We start from the raw sequence: 12,553 nt of genomic DNA on the forward strand, positions 1-12,553 counted from the left end.
CTCGCGCACCGGTTGTGCCAATCTGTTCACCGCTCTGTTTCCTTCTCCACATTTGAAAGTGCCGCCTCATGACACGCTGGAGCCTGCGCTTGTCGAAGCGCCGGGGGCCCCAGGCTGCGACGCTCGCTGAGCAGTCAGATCCGGGTCTTGCTCGCTCATTCCCACCGACCGGCGGTCAGGGTGTGCCCTTTCCGCCGGTGCCACCCACACCTGTGACGCCACCGATCTCCTCCACGCCTCCACCACCACAGGAGGACGAGGACGAGGCCTGGCCAGAGATCATGGAACAGTTCGGCATCCAGCTCATCAGCCTCGCTGAGCAGATGCGCATCTCGCTCGACGGGCTCGAGGCCGACGAGGACGACCCCGAGCGGCTGAAGAAGCTCTACGAGGTCGACCACGCCGTCACCCGCATGCGCCGGGCGAGCCGCGACCTGCGTACGCTCGCGGGCCGTGCCGAGGACGAGATGGGCGGCATCGACACCTCGCTGCTCGACATCATCCGGATGGCGCTGTCGGGCATCGAGCGCTACAACCAGGTGACGATCGGCCGGGTCAGCGACCTGGCCGTCATCGGCTACGCCGCCGACGACGTCTCCTGCCTGATCGCGGCGCTGCTGGACAACGCGACCAAGTACTCCCCGGGAACGGTGACGATCAACGTCCACCTCGCCGACGCCGGCGACGTGCTGTTCCGCATCGAGGACACCGGGATCGGCATCCCGGAGCGCTCGGTGGGACGCCTCAACGCGCTGCTGGCGGGCCCGATCGTGGAGCTGGTCAGCAAGTCCGGCAGCCATACCGGCTTCCCGGTGGTGCACCGGATCGCGCGCAAGTACGACATCGACGTACGCCTCGCCACCCGCCCCGCTCCGGGCAACGGGATGATCGCGATGGTGAAGGTGCCTGCCCAGCTGCTGTGCGAGGTCCCGGTCGCACCGATCGAGCGGGCCGAGGCGCCGACGACGTCGAGCGCGAGCAGCGTCGCGGTCCTGCCTCCGGCCCCGCGCCGGCGAGGACCTCAGGCCGTGCCGCGGCCGGCAGCCCAGCCCGCGGCGCAGCCTCCTGCCCGGCCGGCGGCTCAGCAGGCGGCTCAGCCGGCTCGTCTGGAGACGCGACCGTCCTCCCTCGAGCCCGTTCGGAGGCCGATGCACCAGTCCTCGCCGGAGACCGGATCGATCCCCGTGCAGCCACCGACCCGACAGCCGGCGGCCCAGTTCGCGCCGCCACCCAGCGAGCAGCCGACGCCGGACCTGTCCACCGACACCATGAAGACGCCGATCTCGTTCCCGGGTGAGACGGCTGGGACGGATGAGACGAACGAGACCTCCGCGCCGGAGGAGCAGAGCGGCCCAGTAGAGTCAGGTGCGCTCCCGCGCCGGGAGCCGGTCAGCCTGCGCACCAAGCAGGCTGAGCCGGATGCAGCCGTTGGACAGCAGACCGCTGAGACGTCACCCGAGGACCAGTCGGCGGCCCGGCACTCCTTCGCCGACGACCTCGACGCGTTCTCCCTTGGTAGCTAAGCCCCAGTAGTGAAAGGAACCCTTTCGTCATGGAAAGCCCGGTCGTCCCCCGCGACCCCAAGGAATTCAGCTGGCTGATCGACAACTTCGCCAGCTCCACCCCCGGTGTGACCCATGCGCTGATCGTCTCCTCCGACGGCCTCCCGCTGATCGGTGCCGGCGGCATGTCCGCCAACGTCGCCGACCCGCTCGCCGCGATGACCGCCGGAGTGATCAGTCTCGGCAACAACATCGCCCGCGAGGTGGGCGAGCCTGGCTGTGACCAGGTGATGCTGAAGTTCCACACCGGACACTTCCTCTTCATGGGCATCGGTGACCTGGCCGGCTTCGCCGTCCTCGTCGGCGCCGGTGCGAACCTGGGCGTCGTCGCCCACAAGATGGCCCAGATGGTCGACGCCGTCGGCCACGTACTCACCCCGCAGATGCGCGACGAGCTGCGTCAGATGACGGTCAGCTCGATGGCAGGGGAGAGGGCGTGAGCGGAAACCCCTGGGTGCGTCCGTACGTGCTCACCGGCGGCCGCACCCAGACCAAGCACCAGCTCTATGTCCACACGCTGATCTCCGCGGCGCACTTCGACGCGCGCGCTGCGGCCAAGCTGACCCCGGAGTCGCGCCGGCTCTACGACCGCGTACGTCTCGGGCCGCAGTCGGTCGCGGAGCTCTCCGCCCACTGTGGGATCTCCCTGGGCGTGACTCGTGTGCTGCTCGAGGACCTCGCCTCGACGGAGCACCTGCAGATCAATGACGGGGCCTACGACTCCCCGTTCGACCACCGTCTGTTGAAGAGAGTTATCGATGGCCTTTCCGAGCTCGGCTGACCGCCCGGCGCTGACCGTCACCTCTGCCAAGATCGTGGTCGCGGGTGGTTTCGGCGTCGGGAAGTCGACCATGGTCGCCTCGGTCTCCGAGATCCCGCCGGTCAACACCGAGGCGTGGATGACGCAGGCCGGTGAGTCGGTGGACCCGCTCTCGGACGCGAGCGCGAAGACGACCACCACGGTCGCGATGGACTTCGGCCGGGTCACCCTCGCCCCCGACCTGCTGCTCTACCTGTTCGGCACCCCGGGGCAGCCCCGGTTCTGGCCGATGTGGGACGACCTGTGCCGCGGTGCCAGCGGCGCCGTCGTGCTCGTCGACACCCGTCAGCTCGACGCGTCCTTCCCGGCGGTCAACTACTTCGAGAACGACTCCGACGTCCCGTTCATCGTCGCGGTGAACCTGTTCGACGGGAAGCTGACGCACTCCCTGGAGAAGGTGCGCGACGCGCTCTGCCTCGACGAGCGGACGCCGCTGGTGACCGTGGACGCCCGCGACCGCAGGTCGACGGCGAAGACCCTGGTCACCTGCCTGACGCACACGATGAAAACCACCCCCACACGCGCCTGAGCCCGGAGGCGTCCCAACTCCGAAGGAGTTTCATTGCGCAAGATCCTGATCGTCGGCGCCGGACAGGCGGGCATGCAGCTCGCCCTCAGCCTGCAGGTCGAGGGCTATGAGGTGACGGTCATGTCGGCGCGTACGCCCGACGAGCTGCGCGACGGCTGGCCGATGTCGACCCAGGTCATGTTCGAGCCCGCCCTCGCCTACGAGCGCGCCTACGGCCTGAACCTGTGGGAGGACGAGGCGCCCCGCATCCCCGCGGTCGGCATCTCGGTCAGTCCCGAGCCCGGCGTCCGGGCGCTGAAGTTCGACGGCCCGTGGGAGCCGTACGCCATGTCCGTCGACCAGCGCCTGAAGATGTCGACCTGGCTGGAGCTGTTCGAGGACCGCGGCGGCCGGATCATCTACCACCCCGTGATGACCTCCGACCTGGCCGGCCTGGCGTCGATGTACGACCTGACGCTCATCGCGGCGGGCAAGGGCGAGATCGTCGACCTGTTCGACCGCGACCCGGTGAGGTCGAAGTACGACAAGCCCGGCCGTGCGCTGTCGGCCATCTACCTCCACGGCATGGTCGAGCCCGACGACTTCCCGGCCGGGAGCATGCGGATCAACGTCGCGCCCGGGGTCGGCGAGCTGTTCGTGATCAGCGCCCTGACCCAGTTCGGACCGAGCCGGGTGGCGTTCGTCGAGGCGATCCCCGACGGTCCCCTGGACTGCTTCTGGGACCGCCCGCGCCCCGACGAGCACCTGCGCCGGCTGCAGCACGTGATGCTCGAGCACATGCCGTGGGAGGGCGAGCTGATGCGCGACTGCGAGCCGACCGACGCCCGGGCCTCGCTCTCCGGCGCGTTCACCGGCATGGTCCGCAAGCCGTACGCCGAGGTGGCCAACGGCACCTACGTCTTCGGTATGGGCGACGTCGTCGTGGTCAACGACCCGATCGCCGGGCAGGGCTCCAACAACGCCGCCCACTGCGCGGGCATCTACACGCAGGCGATCCTCGAGCGCGGCGATCAGCCGTTCGACCCGGAATGGATGCAGGCGACCTTCGAGACCTTCTGGGAGAACCGGGCCCAGCACTCGACCGGTCTGACCGACGCGCTGCTCAACCCGCTGCCCGATCACGTCCAGCAGGTGCTCGGCGCGGCCACCCGGTATCAGCCTGTCGCCGACCGGTTCACCCGGCTGTTCCCGCACCCGGAGGACCTCGGGCCGTTCCTGGGCGACCCGGAGGCTGCGCTCGCGTACGTCGCGGAGATCGCCGAGGCCGCCAGGGCTTGACGATTAGGGCATTGCTGTTCTAGGGGTCTAGGCTTGGTAGTCGGTCCAACGTGGGTCTGTCTCGTCGTGCCTCGCGGCTGCCCGGTCAGCGCGCTTCTGTGCGCTCGCGGGTGAGACATGCAGATGGCTTCACGAGGTCCACTCCGAGTCTCGGAGAGGTTCCCGGACCGCCCGCGGGTCATCCGATCCGTGGTTTGAACGGTAGATGACCGACCAACAGATTGCAGAGGGCATGCCGAAGAAAGAAGGCGTGATCGAGATCGAGGGCACCGTAGTGGAGGCTCTCCCCAACGCCATGTTCCGTGTGGAGCTGAGCAACGGACACAAGGTTCTCGCCCACATCAGCGGCAAGATGCGACAGCACTACATCCGGATCCTTCCTGAGGACCGCGTGGTGGTCGAGCTGTCCCCCTACGACCTGACGCGCGGTCGGATCGTCTACCGGTACAAGTAAGCCGGTCTAGACAAGAAAGGGCTGACATGAAGGTCAACCCGAGCGTGAAGAAGATCTGTGACAAGTGCAAGGTGATCCGTCGCCACGGCCGCGTCATGGTGATCTGCGAGAACCCGCGCCACAAGCAGCGCCAGGGCTGAGTCCCAGCTCGCAGCACAACTGAATACTTCATCGAGTCGCTAGGACGCAGGTCCGAAGTCACCTCCGGAGCAGAGGCCGGAGCCCGAGGGTGCCACCCCGGGACGCGACCCGACCGACACCTCTGACGCAACCAGAAGGAACACAATGGCACGCCTCCAAGGTGTTGACCTTCCGCGCGACAAGCGCGTGGAGATCGCTCTCACCTACATCTACGGCATCGGCCGTACCACCTCGCAGAAGCTCCTCGAGGCCACCGGCGTCAACCCGAACACCCGGGTGCACGCTCTGGCCGAGGACGAGCTGGTCAAGCTCCGCGACGAGATCGAGGCCCAGGGCATCCAGACCGAGGGTGACCTCCGTCGTGAGGTCCAGGCTGACATCCGTCGCAAGATCGAGATCGGCAGCTACCAGGGTCGCCGTCACCGCCAGGGCCTCCCGGTCCGCGGTCAGCGCACCAAGACCAACGCGCGCACCCGCAAGGGCCCGAAGCGCACCGTCGCCGGCAAGAAGAAGGCCAAGTGATCCTGACGCGCACAGCGCGCCGGTGATCCGAGTCTTCGCCTCGATCTCACAGACCAGCCAACACAGGAGTTAATGCATGCCTCCGAAGACCCGCCAGGGTGCGACGAAGATCCGTCGCAAGGAGAAGAAGAACGTCGCTCAGGGCGAGGCCCACATCAAGAGCACGTTCAACAACACGATCGTCACGATCACCGACCCGACCGGTGCGGTGATCTCGTGGGCCTCGGCCGGCACCGTCGGCTTCAAGGGCTCGCGTAAGTCCACCCCGTTCGCCGCGCAGATGGCCGCCGAGGCCGCTGGCCGCCGCGCGATGGACCACGGCATGAAGAAGATCGACGTCTTCGTCAAGGGCCCGGGCTCGGGCCGCGAGACCGCGATCCGTTCCCTGGGTGCGATCGGCCTCGAGGTCGGCACCATCCAGGACGTCACGCCGGCCCCGCACAACGGTTGCCGTCCGCCCAAGCGCCGCCGCGTTTGATCCCCACCGAGACATAGAAGGAGACTGAAGAGTAATGGCCCGTTACACCGGACCCATGACCCGCAAGTCGCGCCGTCTCGGTGTCGACCTTGTCGGCAACGACGCAGCGTTCGAGAAGCGCCCCTACCCGCCGGGACAGCACGGCCGCGGCCGCATCAAGGAGAGCGAGTACCTCCTCCAGCTTCGTGAGAAGCAGAAGGCTCGCTTCACCTACGGCGTGATGGAGAAGCAGTTCGCTTCCTACTACGCCGAGGCCCACCGTCGCGACGGCAAGACCGGTGACAACCTGCTCCAGCTGCTCGAGGGCCGCCTGGACAACGTCGTCTACCGTGCCGGCTTCGCCCGCACCCGCCGCCAGGCCCGCCAGCTGGTCGTCCACGGCCACTTCCTGGTCAACGGCAAGAAGGTCAACGTGCCTTCGTTCCAGGTCTCGGCTCACGACGTCATCGACGTTCGCGAGAAGTCGCTGGAGATGACCCCGTTCATCGTGGCTCGCGAGACCCACGGCGAGCGCGTCGTCCCGGCCTGGCTCGAGGCTGTCCCGAGCCGGATGCGCATCCTGGTTCACCAGCTCCCCGTCCGGGCCCAGATCGACGTCCCGGTCCAGGAGCAGCTGATCGTCGAGTACTACTCGAAGCTCTGATCAGCCCTCAGCAGTAACCACGGTGAGTCCCCGGCGTTCAAACTTCACAGAAGACGTACGCCGGGGCCTTGCCGCCCCCACAGCCTTCCGTCATCACCCCTTGAAGTTCGGGTCCGTCAAATAGCGGTCGGCCCGGAAAGGACAAATCAGTGCTTATCGCACAGCGCCCCACCCTGTCGGAAGAGTCCGTCGAGGAGTTCCGCTCCCGCTTCGTGATCGAGCCCCTGGAGCCGGGCTTCGGTTACACGCTGGGCAACTCTCTTCGCCGCACCCTGCTCTCCTCGATCCCCGGTGCCTCGGTCACCTCGATCAAGATCGACGGTGTTCTCCACGAGTTCTCGACCATCGAGGGCGTCAAGGAGGATGTCACCGAGATCATCCTCAACCTCAAGGGTCTGGTCGTCTCCTCCGAGCACGACGAGCCCGTGACCATGTACCTGCGCAAGTCCGGTGCCGGTGACGTCACCGCCGCCGACATCGCGCCGCCGGCCGGTGTCGAGGTGCACAACCCCGACCTGAAGATCGCGACGCTGTCCGACAAGGGCAAGATCGAGCTCGAGCTCGTCGTCGAGCGTGGTCGTGGCTACGTCTCCGCGGTCCAGAACAAGGGCGCCGAGAACGAGATCGGCCGCATCCCGGTCGACTCGATCTACTCGCCGGTCCTCAAGGTCAGCTACAAGGTCGAGGCCACCCGTGTCGAGCAGCGCACGGACTTCGACAAGCTCGTCATCGACGTCGAGACCAAGCCGTCGATCGCTCCCCGCGACGCGATCGCCTCGGCCGGTAAGACCCTGGTCGAGCTCTTCGGTCTGGCCCGTGAGCTGAACGTCGACGCCGAGGGTATCGACATCGGCCCGTCGCCGGTCGACGAGCAGCTCGCCGCCGACCTCGCCCTCCCGGTCGAGGACCTGCAGCTGACCGTCCGTTCCTACAACTGCCTCAAGCGCGAGGGCATCCACACCGTGGGTGAGCTCATCTCGCGCTCGGAGCAGGACCTGCTCGACATCCGCAACTTCGGCGCCAAGTCGATCGACGAGGTCAAGCTGAAGCTGCACGAGATGGGCCTGTCGCTCAAGGACAGCGCTCCCGGCTTCGACCCGTCCGCCGCCCTCGCCGCCTACGGCGACGATGACGACGACGCATTCGTCGAGGACGAGCAGTACTGAGTTTCCACCAAAACCGCCCCGTGAGGGGCGTCTACCCCGGTACCTGATACGGCCGGAGAGAAGGAGCAGGCACGATGCCTACCCCGAAGAAGGGTGCCCGCCTCGGCGGTTCGCCCGCGCACCAGAAGCTGATCGTCTCGAACCTCGCCACCGCGCTGTTCGAGAACGGCCGCATCACCACCACCGAGGCCAAGGCCCGGGTTCTCCGCCCCGTCGCGGAGAAGCTGATCACCAAGGCCAAGAAGGGTGACCTGCACAACCGTCGCGAGGTCCTCAAGACCATCCGCGACAAGTCCGTCGTGCACACCCTCTTCACCGAGATCGCCGAGCAGTTCGCGGAGCGTCCGGGTGGCTACACCCGGATCACCAAGATCGGTCCCCGCAAGGGTGACAACGCTCCGATGGCTGTGATCGAGCTCGTCAACGAGGCCTACGAGCCGAAGACCAAGGCTGCTCCGGCTGCCGCGGCTCCGGTTGCCGCCCCCGCTGAGGAGAAGGTCGAGGAGGCGCCGGTCGAGGAGACCGCTGCCGAGGAGACCACCGAGACCGAGGCTGCTGCCGAGGAGGCTCCCGCTGCGGAGACCACCGAGGACGACGCCAAGGCCTGATCGGCTTCTGAGCTGTGGCCCGTCACCCGCGAGGGTGGCGGGCCACAGCGCTTGTCAGAGACCGGCGAGGAAGGCGGCGCCGTCGATGCTGCCGGGCTGGGCGCCGGTGCGGGCGATGTCGTGGACCGCGCGCTGGATGGCCTCGTTGACCGGGGTCGGCACGCCGTGGAGCCGGCCGAGCAGCACGATCTCGCCGGAGAGGTAGTCGATCTCGACGCCGCTGCCGCGGGCGAGACTCTGCCACGTCGAGCTGTGGTTGCGACGGCCGCGCGCGGTGATGTGGCCGGCCCGCCGGGTCCGGTCCTGGTCGGCGGTCACGACGTCGATGCCCGCGGCGGCGAGCACTGCCTCGGCCTCGGCCAGGCAGCGGGCGTAGATCTCCTCGTCGCTGGGGCCGGGGGTGATCGCCGCGTTGATGCCGTTGCCGAGGTTGTTGAGCAGCTTGCGGTGCTTCCAGGCCATGATGTCGGCGCGCGGCTCGCTGAGGAACCCGGCCTTGACCAGGTCGTTCGCGATCGCTTCGGCGGTCTCGTCGACGCCGGTGGGGTAGCGGCCGATGTCGAGGATGCCGGGCCTGTTACCGGAGTCCTGCACAACCGTGCCCGGGGTCAGGAAGGTGGCGGGAAGGACGACATGGATGGCGTACGTCGCGGCGAACCGCCGCAGGATCCGCGCCTCGTTCGCGACGCCGTTCTGCAGGGCGACCACCGGTGTGCCCGGCGGAGCGTACGCAGCGAGATCCTCGAGCGCGGCCTCGGTCTGCTGGCCCTTGACGCTGAGGAGCACGACGGTGTCCTCGGTCCAGGAGACCTTGCCGGCGTCCTCGACGGCCGCGACGTCGAGGGTAAGGACGCCGTCGGGGGTGTCGAGGCTGAGACCGGCGTCCTGGATCGCGCGGAGGTGCTCGCCGCGGGCCACCAGGGTGACCTCGACCCCCGCCCGGTGCAGCAGACCGCCCACGACGCCGCCGACCGCGCCCGCTCCGAAGATCACATAGTGCATGGACAAAGTGTGGCAAAGCGTCCTCGCGCATTCCGCTCGGGGCACGTGTTGCTGGGACAATGAGTGACGTGCGCATCAGGATCGACCTCGCCTACGACGGCACCATGTTCCACGGCTGGGCGACCCAGCCGGGGCTGCGTACGGTCCAGGGAGAGCTGCAGGCCGCGCTGGCGACCGCGTTGCGGGTGCCGTCGACGGGGGAGCGGTCCCAGGTGTGGGTCACCGTCGCCGGGCGCACCGACTCCGGCGTGCACGCCCGCGGCCAGGTGGCCCACTTCGACATCGACGCCGCCGTGCTCGAGTCCTCGCGGGGACGCTCGGAGCAGTCGCCGCTCGACTCGCTGGTGCGCCGGCTGAACGGGATCCTCCCCGCCGATCTGCGGGTCCATCGGGCCGTCGAGGCTCCGGAGGGGTTCAACGCCCGGTTCTCGGCGCTGTCGCGACGCTACGTCTACCGGATCGTCGACGACCCGGCGTTCGTCGACCCGCTGCTGCGCGGGCACGTGCTCTACCGCACCCGGCCCTTGGACCTGTCGCTGATGAACGTCGCCTCCGCCGATCTGGTCGGCCTCAACGACTTCGCGAGCTTCTGCAAGCCACGGGAGGGCGCGACCACGATCCGCGACCTTCGCCAGCTCACCTGGGACCGGCGCCCGGACGGGATCATCGAGGCGAAGGTCCTCGCCGATGCCTTCTGCCATTCGATGGTGCGCTCGCTGGTCGGGTGCCTGATGGTGATCGGGGAGGGCCGCAAGGACGTTGCCTGGGCCAAGGAGTCGCTGGCCGCGCGCTCGCGCTCCTCGTCCATCCCGATCGCTCCGGCCAACGGGCTGACCCTCGAGGAGGTCGCCTATCCGCCGGACGACATGCTGGCGGCCCAGCACCAGCGCACCATGAACCGCAGAGAGGCGAACGAGGTTGACGGGGACTGACGACGAGCACTACTTCTCCGCCGACCCGTCGGTGCCCTTCGAGCGGATCCCGGTCTCGGCGACCGTGTGGGACATGGACCTCTCCCTGGTCTCGGGATCGGGCGTCTTCGCCAAGGGGCGCCTCGACGTCGGCACCGCGGTGCTGTTCCGGGAGACCGACCCGCCCGAGGGCGGCCGCATCCTCGACCTGGGCTGCGGCTACGGGATCATCGGCCTCGCCTGCGCGCTAGCCGCACCCTCCGCCCAGGTCACCGGCGTCGACGTCAACGAGCGCGCCGTCCTGCTCGCGAACGAGAACGCCGCGAAGCTCGGACTCGGTGACCGGTACCGCGCCGCGGTCCCGGCCGAGATCGATCCGGGGACGACGTACGACGAGATCTGGAGCAACCCGCCGATCCGGATCGGCAAGCAGGCCCTCCACGGGCTGCTCCTGACCTGGCTGCCCCGTCTCGCGCCTGACGGCCGCGCGGTCATGGTCGTCGGCAAGAACCTCGGCGGCGACTCCCTCCAGCGCTGGCTCGGCGAGCAGGGGTTCCCGACCGAGCGGATCGGCAGCGCGAAGGGCTTCCGCGTCCTGGAGACGCGCCGCGCCTGAACGGCGTAGATGCCGGTTTCCGCCGTCTCGCGCGTCTCGCGGCCGGCCGCGCGGCGTGCGCTGCCAGAATCCGCCCATGACCAGTCCTGCGATGACGACACCTGTGCTGACGAACCGTCAGCGCCTGGCCCGTTCCTACAAGGCCTGGGGCGTGGCCGCGCTGTTGAGCCTGGTGACGGTGCTGCCCGTCTACCTCGCCGTCACGAGCTCCGGGATCGAGCTGTCGCGGCTGGTGAGCGTGCCGGTGATGGTCGTGGTGGGGCTGATCGGGCCGGTGGTCGGGGCGTTCCTGAGCGCACGCGCTGGGCTGGGGCGGTTCTGCACCGGGGCCGCGTTCGTGATCATCGCGACCCCGATGACGAGCCTGCCGCTGCTGGCCATCCCGGCGTACGTCCTGGCGCCCTGGATCGCCGTGGCGATCAGCGAGGAGCCGGCGCCCGAGCGCTGGAACGGCTGACCGCTCAGGCGGGGACCGGGTCCTTGGCGAGCCGGACCGGGAGGCGGTCGAGGCTGTAGACGACCGAGAGGTCGCGCCAGCCGAGGTCGCCGGGGTCGTCGGTGGCCATGGCCAGGTCGGGGAAGCGGCGGGCGAGGCCGGTGAGGGCGGCGCGGAGCTCCATCCGGGCCAGCTCGGCGCCGACGCAGCGGTGCATGCCGTGGCCGAAGGCGAAGTGCATGGTCTCGGCGTTGCGGAGGTCGAACTGCTCCGGCTTCGGCACGACCGCGGGGTCGCGGTTGGCGCCGGTGAGGCTGACCAGGACGACGGCGCCCTTCTTGACCGGCAGGCCGAAGAGGTCGTGGTCCTCGCGCGCGAACCGGGGGAACGCGATCTGCACCGGGCACAGGTAGCGGAGCAGCTCCTCGACCACCTTGTCGACCTCGGCCCGATCGCCCGAGCGCAGGATCTCGTAGGCCTCCGGGTTCTGCATCAGCACGTACGCGCCCATGGAGAGCATCGAGGCGGAAGTCTCGTAGCCGCCGAGGAAGACGCCGTCGGCGAGGCCGCCGAGCTCGACGTCGTCGTACTCGGCGCCCTTGGTGCGGATGATCTCGCCGATCATGCCGTCGCCGGGCTCGACCCGCTGCTGGCGGACCTGCTCGATCAGGAACGTCCTGGTCTCGGTGGCGGCCCCGAAGGCGCCGGCACCACCCTCGGACAGGTCGAACCGGGCCATGCCGAGCTTGTGGAACTCGTCGCGTACGTCCTCGGGCATGCCCAGCAGCTCGCAGATCACCCGGAACGGGATCTCGAAGCCGAAGTGCTGGACGAGGTCGACCTCGGGGCCGTTGGCCTCCATGTCGTCGAGGGCGTCGGTGACGATCCGGTCGATCATCCCGTTGAGACGGCCCAGGCGGCGCATGGTGAACTCCGGGGTCAGCAGGCCACGGAGCTTGGTGTGGTCGGGCGGGTCGGTCATGCCGAGGCCACCGATGCCCTCGGCATCGGTGCGCTTGCGGGTGCCGAGCAGGTGGCGCATGTCGTTGGAGTAGGTGTCCTTGGCGGCCAGCACGTGCTTGGACTCGGCGTGGCCGGTGACCAGCACGATGTCGAGGCCGAGCACCGAGCCGAGCTTGGTGACCGGCGCCTGCGCCCGGCTCTCGGCGAGTAGCGGCACCGGGTCGACGCCGTCGCGGCGCAGCGGGAACGTCAGATGCTCCGGGATCTTGCGCAGCGTGGTGATGTCGGGGATCGGCGACTCCTTGCCCCGCATCGCGAACTGCAGGGCAAGCTTGCGGACGCGCTCGGTCAGCGGTCGCGTCATCGCCCGTAGAGAGGAACTGACCTGGACGGCAATCGGCATGCGGCCCAGTCTGGACCATCC

17 protein-coding genes are annotated in these 12,553 nt (G+C 68.6%); 15 read left to right on the forward strand and 2 right to left on the reverse strand.

The window, feature by feature from the left end; translation table 11 throughout:
• Positions 1-197 precede the first annotated feature (197 nt).
• The 12 genes from HD557_RS03540 to rplQ all read left to right on the forward strand — a co-directional run bounded on the left by HD557_RS03540 (position 198) and on the right by rplQ (position 8,201).
• Positions 198-1,523 carry an ATP-binding protein gene (locus HD557_RS03540; protein ID WP_196872822.1) on the forward strand — a complete coding sequence of 442 codons (1,326 nt, stop codon included), beginning with the start codon at positions 198-200 and terminating at the stop codon, positions 1,521-1,523.
• 29 nt (positions 1,524-1,552) lie between these two features.
• Positions 1,553-2,002, forward strand: a complete 450-nt coding sequence (locus tag HD557_RS03545; RefSeq protein ID WP_091052410.1) for a roadblock/LC7 domain-containing protein — start codon at positions 1,553-1,555, stop codon at positions 2,000-2,002.
• On the forward strand, positions 1,999-2,343 hold the full coding sequence (locus tag HD557_RS03550; RefSeq protein ID WP_008361041.1) for a DUF742 domain-containing protein: 345 nt from the start codon (positions 1,999-2,001) through the stop codon (positions 2,341-2,343). The genes HD557_RS03545 and HD557_RS03550 overlap by 4 nt, the downstream gene beginning before the upstream one ends.
• Entirely contained in the window at positions 2,321-2,911 is a 591-nt protein-coding gene (locus tag HD557_RS03555) for a GTP-binding protein (RefSeq protein WP_008361042.1), read from the forward strand. Before HD557_RS03550 ends, HD557_RS03555 begins: the two co-directional genes overlap by 23 nt.
• Positions 2,912-2,944: 33 nt before the next feature.
• Positions 2,945-4,189 (forward strand): styrene monooxygenase/indole monooxygenase family protein, encoded by a 1,245-nt coding sequence (locus HD557_RS03560; RefSeq protein ID WP_196872823.1) that lies wholly within the window; start codon positions 2,945-2,947, stop codon positions 4,187-4,189.
• Between the two features lie 232 nt (positions 4,190-4,421).
• Complete coding sequence (gene infA / locus HD557_RS03565) at positions 4,422-4,643, forward strand: translation initiation factor IF-1 (protein ID WP_011757309.1); 222 nt, start codon at positions 4,422-4,424, stop codon at positions 4,641-4,643.
• A 26-nt stretch (positions 4,644-4,669) separates the two neighbouring features.
• Complete coding sequence (rpmJ, locus tag HD557_RS03570; RefSeq protein WP_008361054.1) at positions 4,670-4,783, forward strand: 50S ribosomal protein L36; 114 nt, start codon at positions 4,670-4,672, stop codon at positions 4,781-4,783.
• A gap of 145 nt (positions 4,784-4,928) precedes the next feature.
• A complete protein-coding gene (gene rpsM / locus HD557_RS03575; RefSeq protein WP_008361056.1) occupies positions 4,929-5,306 on the forward strand; it encodes a 30S ribosomal protein S13 in 378 nt (125 codons plus the stop codon).
• A gap of 76 nt (positions 5,307-5,382) precedes the next feature.
• A complete protein-coding gene (rpsK, locus tag HD557_RS03580; RefSeq protein ID WP_008361058.1) occupies positions 5,383-5,784 on the forward strand; it encodes a 30S ribosomal protein S11 in 402 nt (133 codons plus the stop codon).
• Positions 5,785-5,818: 34 nt separating this feature from the next.
• Positions 5,819-6,427 (forward strand): 30S ribosomal protein S4, encoded by a 609-nt coding sequence (gene rpsD, locus HD557_RS03585; RefSeq protein WP_008361060.1) that lies wholly within the window; start codon positions 5,819-5,821, stop codon positions 6,425-6,427.
• 149 nt (positions 6,428-6,576) lie between these two features.
• Positions 6,577-7,593, forward strand: coding sequence for a DNA-directed RNA polymerase subunit alpha (locus HD557_RS03590; protein ID WP_008361061.1), 1,017 nt, complete (start codon positions 6,577-6,579; stop codon positions 7,591-7,593).
• 74 nt (positions 7,594-7,667) lie between these two features.
• Positions 7,668-8,201, forward strand: coding sequence for a 50S ribosomal protein L17 (gene rplQ, locus HD557_RS03595; protein WP_008361063.1), 534 nt, complete (start codon positions 7,668-7,670; stop codon positions 8,199-8,201).
• 54 nt (positions 8,202-8,255) lie between these two features.
• On the opposite strand, the gene HD557_RS03600 is transcribed toward rplQ, so the two are convergent.
• On the reverse strand, positions 8,256-9,203 hold the full coding sequence (locus HD557_RS03600) for a ketopantoate reductase family protein (protein WP_196872824.1): 948 nt from the start codon (positions 9,201-9,203) through the stop codon (positions 8,256-8,258).
• A gap of 68 nt (positions 9,204-9,271) precedes the next feature.
• Between HD557_RS03600 and truA the strand changes: the two genes are divergently transcribed.
• From truA to HD557_RS03615, 3 genes are all read left to right on the forward strand, one after another.
• Positions 9,272-10,135 (forward strand): tRNA pseudouridine(38-40) synthase TruA, encoded by an 864-nt coding sequence (truA, locus tag HD557_RS03605; protein ID WP_307785529.1) that lies wholly within the window; start codon positions 9,272-9,274, stop codon positions 10,133-10,135.
• Entirely contained in the window at positions 10,122-10,730 is a 609-nt protein-coding gene (locus HD557_RS03610; protein WP_196872826.1) for a class I SAM-dependent methyltransferase, read from the forward strand. Before truA ends, HD557_RS03610 begins: the two co-directional genes overlap by 14 nt.
• A gap of 76 nt (positions 10,731-10,806) precedes the next feature.
• Positions 10,807-11,187 (forward strand): hypothetical protein, encoded by a 381-nt coding sequence (locus tag HD557_RS03615; protein WP_196872827.1) that lies wholly within the window; start codon positions 10,807-10,809, stop codon positions 11,185-11,187.
• A gap of 4 nt (positions 11,188-11,191) precedes the next feature.
• Here the strand turns inward: HD557_RS03615 and HD557_RS03620 are convergent, their stop codons facing one another.
• Entirely contained in the window at positions 11,192-12,532 is a 1,341-nt protein-coding gene (locus tag HD557_RS03620; protein WP_231380161.1) for a cytochrome P450, read from the reverse strand.
• Positions 12,533-12,553 lie beyond the last annotated feature (21 nt).

Source organism: Nocardioides luteus (genome assembly GCF_015752315.1).
In the GTDB taxonomy this organism is placed as follows: domain Bacteria; phylum Actinomycetota; class Actinomycetes; order Propionibacteriales; family Nocardioidaceae; genus Nocardioides.

Excerpts from the sequence above, each read along its gene's own strand:
- HD557_RS03555 (WP_008361042.1), top strand. The coding sequence starts at position 2,321 with ATGGCCTTTCCGAGCTCGGCTGACCGCCCGGCGCTGACCGTCACCTCT.
- rpsD (WP_008361060.1), top strand. The coding sequence starts at position 5,819 with ATGGCCCGTTACACCGGACCCATGACCCGCAAGTCGCGCCGTCTCGGT.
- rplQ (WP_008361063.1), top strand. The coding sequence starts at position 7,668 with ATGCCTACCCCGAAGAAGGGTGCCCGCCTCGGCGGTTCGCCCGCGCAC.
- rpsK (WP_008361058.1), top strand. The coding sequence starts at position 5,383 with ATGCCTCCGAAGACCCGCCAGGGTGCGACGAAGATCCGTCGCAAGGAG.
- rpmJ (WP_008361054.1), top strand. The coding sequence starts at position 4,670 with ATGAAGGTCAACCCGAGCGTGAAGAAGATCTGTGACAAGTGCAAGGTG.
- HD557_RS03615 (WP_196872827.1), top strand. The coding sequence starts at position 10,807 with ATGACCAGTCCTGCGATGACGACACCTGTGCTGACGAACCGTCAGCGC.
- HD557_RS03545 (WP_091052410.1), top strand. The coding sequence starts at position 1,553 with ATGGAAAGCCCGGTCGTCCCCCGCGACCCCAAGGAATTCAGCTGGCTG.
- infA (WP_011757309.1), top strand. The coding sequence starts at position 4,422 with ATGCCGAAGAAAGAAGGCGTGATCGAGATCGAGGGCACCGTAGTGGAG.
- HD557_RS03620 (WP_231380161.1), bottom strand. The coding sequence starts at position 12,532 with ATGCCGATTGCCGTCCAGGTCAGTTCCTCTCTACGGGCGATGACGCGA.
- rpsM (WP_008361056.1), top strand. The coding sequence starts at position 4,929 with ATGGCACGCCTCCAAGGTGTTGACCTTCCGCGCGACAAGCGCGTGGAG.
- HD557_RS03600 (WP_196872824.1), bottom strand. The coding sequence starts at position 9,203 with ATGCACTATGTGATCTTCGGAGCGGGCGCGGTCGGCGGCGTCGTGGGC.